Origin of the sequence: Clostridium sp. UBA1652, assembly GCF_002320975.1 — a bacterium.
Lineage (GTDB): Bacteria > Bacillota > Clostridia > Clostridiales > Clostridiaceae > Clostridium_T > Clostridium_T intestinale.
Map to the genome: position 1 here is coordinate 1 of NZ_DCLI01000007.1, position 6793 is coordinate 6793.

6 protein-coding genes are annotated in these 6793 nt (G+C 32.2%); all 6 read right to left on the bottom strand.

What is annotated here, in order from left to right:
- Nucleotides 1-159: 159 nt before the first annotated feature.
- Nucleotides 160-948 carry a peptidoglycan recognition protein family protein gene (locus B3N22_RS01105; protein WP_286904218.1) on the bottom strand — a complete coding sequence of 263 codons (789 nt, stop codon included), beginning with the start codon at nt 946-948 and terminating at the stop codon, nt 160-162.
- A gap of 51 nt (nt 949-999) precedes the next feature.
- A complete protein-coding gene (locus tag B3N22_RS01110; protein WP_286904220.1) occupies nt 1000-1251 on the bottom strand; it encodes a phage holin family protein in 252 nt (83 codons plus the stop codon).
- A 20-nt stretch (nt 1252-1271) separates the two neighbouring features.
- On the bottom strand, nt 1272-1499 hold the full coding sequence (locus B3N22_RS01115) for a hemolysin XhlA family protein (protein ID WP_021801079.1): 228 nt from the start codon (nt 1497-1499) through the stop codon (nt 1272-1274).
- Nucleotides 1500-1551: 52 nt separating this feature from the next.
- Nucleotides 1552-1815 carry a hypothetical protein gene (locus B3N22_RS01120; RefSeq protein ID WP_286904224.1) on the bottom strand — a complete coding sequence of 88 codons (264 nt, stop codon included), beginning with the start codon at nt 1813-1815 and terminating at the stop codon, nt 1552-1554.
- Nucleotides 1816-2246: 431 nt separating this feature from the next.
- Nucleotides 2247-2447: a hypothetical protein gene (locus B3N22_RS01125; RefSeq protein WP_286904226.1), complete on the bottom strand. Its 201-nt coding sequence runs from the start codon at nt 2445-2447 to the stop codon at nt 2247-2249.
- Nucleotides 2448-2449: 2 nt separating this feature from the next.
- Entirely contained in the window at nt 2450-6769 is a 4320-nt protein-coding gene (locus tag B3N22_RS01130; RefSeq protein ID WP_286904229.1) for a hypothetical protein, read from the bottom strand.
- Nucleotides 6770-6793: the final 24 nt, after the last annotated feature.

The following is a 6793-nucleotide window of genomic DNA, read 5'->3' on the forward strand; positions in this document are numbered from 1 at the left end:
GAGGTTTTCTAGACAAAAAAAGCCACAACCGAGGAAATTAATCCTCAATTGTGGCAATTATCTTTTAATCTGCATATACTATATTAAAGTCAAGCTTAAAGAGTAGTCCATGAATATTTTTTAGCTCCTGTATCTTAATTGATGCAGGAGCTTTCTATCTTATAATCCTAAAAGTTTTCTCCAAGTATTTTGTCCAACAATACCATCTGCTGATAGTCCTCTTGATGCTTGGAATGCTATTACTGCTACTCTTGTCTTTTCTCCAAATATTCCGTCTACTGCTCCACAATTAAATCCTGATTTATTTAGCCTTTCCTGAACTAAAACTGTTATTTTCCCACTAGCTCCTATCTTTATTAAAGGACATCCTGCGAGTGTATTAGGTCCAGGTATATTGTCTACAACTTGATTAGAAAAGCCTTGAGTATTACATTCGGCTTGTAATCTAGCAACCCATCCATTATTATCTACTGTTGATTTAGAGGTTTCTTTAACTGGCTCTGGTCTTGAAGCTGAAGCTCCATTTAACTCTCCCATGTAGTCCATTAGATATCCAGGACAATCGGTTGCCATATAGTCTTTATGCCCCTTAAAAGGTATATTCCCATATATATTACGTAAATAGCTTAACACTTCTTTAAGAGAGTTTATTTGTGCTTGCGTAGGCTTTTCTTGTGTTAATCTCCCCTCTAGGCATATTCCTATAGAATCGGAATTCTGTCCTAGGGTGTGAGCTCCTAGGGTATCTAGTGGTCTTCCTTGATAAACTTCTCCATTTTTTCTAACAAGGAAGTGATACCCGATTCCAGACCATCCATTATTTTTATGCCAACTATGAATATCTTGTACTGAGCAATTAAATGCATCTGCATGATGTCCTATGATTTTATTAGTAGCACCTCTCTTGCTTAATGATCCAAAACTTAAATTTGCATTGATAATATTCATTTTACATTCCTCCAATATTTTTAAATTTAAAGGAGCACTAAGGCTCCATATCTACTCTGATTTATTAATTTGCTTAACTAATTGATTAGTATACACTGCTGCACCAACCACAAGCACACCTTGTACAATTGCTTGCACTGTATACCCTAACATAGATACAGATGCAATAACACCTATAGGTAATAACACTATAGGAATGTATTTATCCGGTATTTTTTCAGTTCCTTTTAAAACCATCCCTAAAACATAAAGTGCCGGTACTAAGATTAAAGCATTTTCAGTTATAAATTTTGTAAATTCCATTTTTACATCTCTCCTTAAAATTATTTTTTAAATAAAAGAGCAATAGCTCCAGCGATTACCGCTCCAACTACTGCTCTCCATAACCATTTATTATTTTCTTCTAAATCTTTTATTCTGTTATTTGCAACCTTTATTTTTTCTTCTTGATTTTCTAACTTCAAAGTGACAGACTCAGGAATGTTCTCTAGTAACATTTCTATTTTCACTAGTCGCTCTCTAATTTCTTGAATAGTATCTCTCTCATCCATACTTCACCTCTTAATATTTTTAATATAAGAAAGAGCTGCTTTCACAACTCTCTTACATCTTCCAAAGAAACCATTTGCAAGTGTTAATTTCAAATTTCAATTCATAAACCTTTTCTATTTTATTAATCAAACTTTGACATCTAAAAACTAGCATTGGGTTTCCTGCGAGTATCTCTTTCTCAACAAACATTACCCTATCAACATTAATTACTTGTTTTGTTTCATTCTTATTATTAATTCTAAATCTAATAGGGCATGGCGTACCACTTTCATTAAACCATGCAATTACGTCCACAGATTTAACCATTGCTTTCATTTAATATCAACTCCTCATATTACTTCAAGAAATTAATACCAATATAGCAAACAAACGTTCCTGTTGTAAATGCATAAATTCTGGTAATAAAAACAATATATTTATCAAATTCTACAACTAATCTTTGTATAGGTTCTTTTAATCCTGTCAATAATCAAAACATCATTCTTTCACGAATGTTTTTATATAAGGAAGGGTCATGATTAACTATTAACCTCTAAATACTAGTATTCATCCTTCCTTATAGAAAGTTTTATAATTATCTCCTAATTGATATAGATACAAAAAGAAGGTATATAGTAGCTTAAATACCTTCTTTTTTGTTACCTCTAGGATGTATAAAACTTTTTCTTTTGATAATAATAAAGATATTCTACATTAATAAAATTCATTAATAAGAAGATGCTTTGTACACAAGGAGCATCTTCTTTTTATTCATTTATATTCATATGATTAGAAACTTTACTTTCTAACTGCTCTATAATATTCTTTAACTCTTCATCTACTGCAATAAAACTTCTCTTAATATTAGAAGCTTTTATAGTTCCATCATCACTTACATCTGAATAACTATAGGTTACTCTTTTACCTTCTGCTGTAGTTATTATAGCTACTCCTGTTAATTTTAGCATTCTTACACCTCCAATAATTCATCTGCTAAGTCCCCATATAGCTCCTCGGCTATATCAGAACTTATAACTGTTTTTAATTCATCCTCTATGCTCTCAACTCCATGCTCTTCTACAAATTTCTGCTCTAGTCTTACATGTTCAAAGCCTTTTCTTTTCGCTTTAATTTCGCAAGAAAAAAATGTTCCTGCTTCTCCTTTTACAACAAAATAATTAGGATATAGCTCCATCTCAATAATTGAACCTTTATATGTTTGAGTGAATACATGGTATTGTATATCTGTGTTTACACATTCTCCAAATATTTCATCTATGCTTATTAAACACTCACCATTTTCATTTATTTTGCCGTGAACAAAATCTCCTAAATAGCTCTCTGTTGTTTCATATGCATATAGAAGTCTTTTACCATAGTTTTCAGTATCCTGAATACAGTTTTTAGATCCACTAACATAAAGATTTTGAGTGCTTATTTGTTTACCACCTGTAATTGTTACTGTTCCAGCACTTCCAAAAGCTCCATTATCAACTGTTATAACTGGATACATATTATTATCACTGCCTTGATAAGATACTTGAAGAAATTTGTTTCTATATGCTCCGAAAACCATACCTCTTGTTGTTATATTTCCAACTATTTTTCCAGCAAATATTTCACCACAAACAGCATTACTATCCCAATCATAGAAATATGCTGTTCTCTTACTTAATCTAATAGCTATATTGCCTGTACTATCATCATACGTTGTAAAGTCACCTCTGATAGTTAAATTTCCGCTTGTGTCTCCACTTAATACTTGTGTTCCTACATTATTAAGTATACTTATAGCTCCATTTCTTACAGTTAATCCGACATTAGATATATCTACACTTACATTTCCTATCTCATTAGGATTAGGTGACCATTCATAATTAGGGTTACTACCTTCATAGCAAGCAATGTTGTCTATGAGAATGAAACTTCCACTTGGAGCTCCGAAAGAATATGCTTCAAAAGACATGGTAGCGTTAGTATTATTACCAAAATTGACATACCAAACATATTTTTTATAAGAGTTATCTCCAGTAATAATATTCTTGTAACCTACTCCCCCAGCTCCATACCCAGTGCCAAAAAGATTTATAGCACCAGCTCCACCCCAATTGTTTGATACATAAGCAATAACAGTGTATGTTGTATTCTGCTTTACAGGAGTATTATTTAAAAAGTAAAATCCATTCCAATCTGTAGTAATGCCTATGCCTCCATTCTGTCGTCCTTGATATGGATATGTTGTAATCCATGCATTTCCTTTAGCTTGAATCGTACCAGCTTCAAATCCACCATCTGTGGCTATATTAATAGATTGTCCGCTTATAAACTGTCCTACAGCAATTTGAACAGAGTTTACATTCTGTGTAATAAGTGTTCCAAAGTCTCCTTGATTTACTTTACTTTGTATCTGAGTACTTAGTTGTGTTATAGAACTCTCTGTAGTAGAAACTCTAGTAGTTAAATTAGTTACATTAGTATTAGTTGTAGTTAAAGCAGATTGATTAGCTTTAGATGCTAAGTCATTTGTATATGCTGTTGAGCTTCTAACTGTACTTACTATAGAACTATCTGTCATTTTAAGTTCTGCACTACTCATTCTAGTTGTTAAGGAACTTATAGAACCATCTAAACTAGACATCTTTGCATTATAAGTAGCTGTTTCAACTTTTAAAGCTATACTATTAGATAACTGTGTTATTGTAGTTTCTGCTGTACTTATTCTAGTTTCTATTTCACTATTAATATAAGCCCCTAATTGCCTAACACTTATATCTTTTAAATAAGTAATCCCTGTAAGTCCACTCCAACGTGTTAGTATTCTTAATTTAACATACCCTGCAATATTTCTAGAACTATCTGTATTCACATAACCTTCAAAAGTTTTCCAAGTGTTAGCAGGTAAATCCGTAGTAGTTTTTTGAAATGCATATATAGTTAAATCGTTTGTTCCTAAAGAAACTTTGTTTTTATCATAGTACTCTACTCCAACATACAAGACACCATTTGTAGTTTCTAAGTTATAAGCAGCTAACGTAATGTAATATGGCTTACCAGGAACAAATGGAATAAAATCGCTTTTTATATTCTGTGAGTTAGTACATTTTATTAAGTTTTTATTATCAGTTAATCCTAATTCTGAAGCTGGAACTATTGCATATGATCCAGTAAAAGGTTTTGCAGCTGTATTGGATACATAAGTTTGATTGAGCAATTCAACTCCGTTTAGCTTCGTCATTGTGTTTACATTGTTAATTGCTGTAGTAATATCACTCTGCTCCACCTTCAAACTGATCTGACTCTGAAGAATAGATATAGAGCTTTCTGCTGTACTCACTCTAGTAGTTAAGCTGCTAACATTCCCATTAGTTGTGTTTAATGCTGATTGATTAGCCTTACTATTTAAACTGCTCGTAACTGTACTTTGATAAGTAGTAAAGTCACTTGTACTAACCTTTAAGCTAATAGCATTATTTAAAGCAGTAATAGAGGTTTCCGTAGATTTTATCCTGGTATCTAAACTATCCTCTAAAGTGTCTATATCCTGCTGCCATATCTTAGCTTGAATCTGTCCTTGTATAGTACTTATTGAAGTACCTTGACTGGTAACTGTACTAGCTGTCGTTGTAACTGTACTTTTTAAACTATTAAAAGCAACTTCCAAAGTTTGATTTTCAGTATCTAGTTTAACTTTTGAAGCCAATAGTAAGGTTGTGGCTCCATTTATCCTGGTAACTAAACTCTCTTTTTCAATTTTTGAAGCATTAATATTAGCTGTATCTGAAACCATATCATCACGAATGATTTTAGACTTAATACCACTTGCCTTAAGTCCAGTTGCATCAAACATTAAATTACCTGTGCTATCCCATACATACATGTTATAGTCGTTACTTGCATCTTTTCCTATCTGAACTCTAACCCTAGTACTATCTTTTATTTGAATAGTATTATCTGAGATAAGCATATTTCCGCTAGATGATTGGATACTAACTAAATTAGTATTTATCTTTCCAGCGTTTATTTTATCAGCACTTAAGCTTATTATCTTAGCACTTCCTATAGCTCCATCAGCTATTATAGAACTTCCTGCTACAATTTTCCCAACAGTAGCTAATTCAGTAAATACTTCTTTTGATAATATAGTATTTATACTTGCAACCTCAGCTTCAACAATTCCTATTTTAGCTGTTTGAGCCTTTAAGCTCACAATATCAGCATCATTAATATGCGCATAGTCTACAAAGGCCTTATTAACTATAGCAACTTCTGTAACCATCCTATTTAGCTTTTTTGAAGTATCTCCAGAACTTGAAAAAGAGTTCTTATTTTTATTCTCTCCTTTAGCTCCGATCTCAGCTGTAAGTCCACCAGTATAATTAAACTTCTGAGATAATATTGGATGCTTTCTAACCACACCCTTAACATCAGTAACGGTTACTATATCCCCAACATCAAGGCTTAAATCCCCTTGCCATTTCATTGAATAGCCAAGATAATTAAAGCCATTTAACTTAGTATAAATATCCTGGAGAATTGCATCAGTAACCCACGGATTTTCAAAACCCAATTCCATAGAATCAGTCCCTAATGATCCTTTACTTAATTCCTCTTCTCCAATTTTACAAGTAACTTTTCCAAGCTTATATTTAACTTCTTCTCTTTTGTAGTTTATATAGTTGCTACCATCAATAGTTAATCCATTATCTACAGGAGTAACTATTGTAAACTTTCCATCTCTAGTTATAGTGGCATTACCCCCACAAATAGATGCAACATATCCAAGAACTTCTCTACAAGTAAAGCCTTCCAATTTCTTAACTGCGTAAGATGGAAGGCTCCCTGTAAATTGTACTCCTGTTTTAGCAGCTAATTCATTAACTACTTGTTGTAATGTTGGACTATCTCCTAAGCCACTAAAATAAGCACTTTCAAATTTTATCATGTTATCAAAGGCTGTTATCTTTGTTGTATAGTCAGTTTTTTCTATATCATCAATATTAAATAGTCCCATAGGAATATATTCTATTGTAGAACCAATCTTAATCCCTATTTCAACCTTAACTTGGCTTGTAGAATAAATTGTATCTCCAGAGTTTATTAAAGTTAAATCTAAGGTTTTAGATACTGTAGTTCCTATCATAAATCCATCTGAAGGTTGGATATTACCATCAATGACAACATTAACTATGTCAGAGTTATTATAAATTCTATCTCCTATAGTAATCTTGCATTCAAAGGATCTACTAGGCTTCTTAATTTCAGTCTTATATGCTGAGCTTGTATTATACATAGGTCTACCTCCTTATATAATATA

What these genes read in the sequence shown, in the direction of transcription:
- B3N22_RS01125 (WP_286904226.1), bottom strand. Translation starts at nt 2,447, where the DNA reads ATGCTAAAATTAACAGGAGTAGCTATAATAACTACAGCAGAAGGTAAA.
- B3N22_RS01105 (WP_286904218.1), bottom strand. Translation starts at nt 948, where the DNA reads ATGAATATTATCAATGCAAATTTAAGTTTTGGATCATTAAGCAAGAGA.
- B3N22_RS01110 (WP_286904220.1), bottom strand. Translation starts at nt 1,251, where the DNA reads ATGGAATTTACAAAATTTATAACTGAAAATGCTTTAATCTTAGTACCG.
- B3N22_RS01115 (WP_021801079.1), bottom strand. Translation starts at nt 1,499, where the DNA reads ATGGATGAGAGAGATACTATTCAAGAAATTAGAGAGCGACTAGTGAAA.
- B3N22_RS01130 (WP_286904229.1), bottom strand. Translation starts at nt 6,769, where the DNA reads ATGTATAATACAAGCTCAGCATATAAGACTGAAATTAAGAAGCCTAGT.
- B3N22_RS01120 (WP_286904224.1), bottom strand. Translation starts at nt 1,815, where the DNA reads ATGAAAGCAATGGTTAAATCTGTGGACGTAATTGCATGGTTTAATGAA.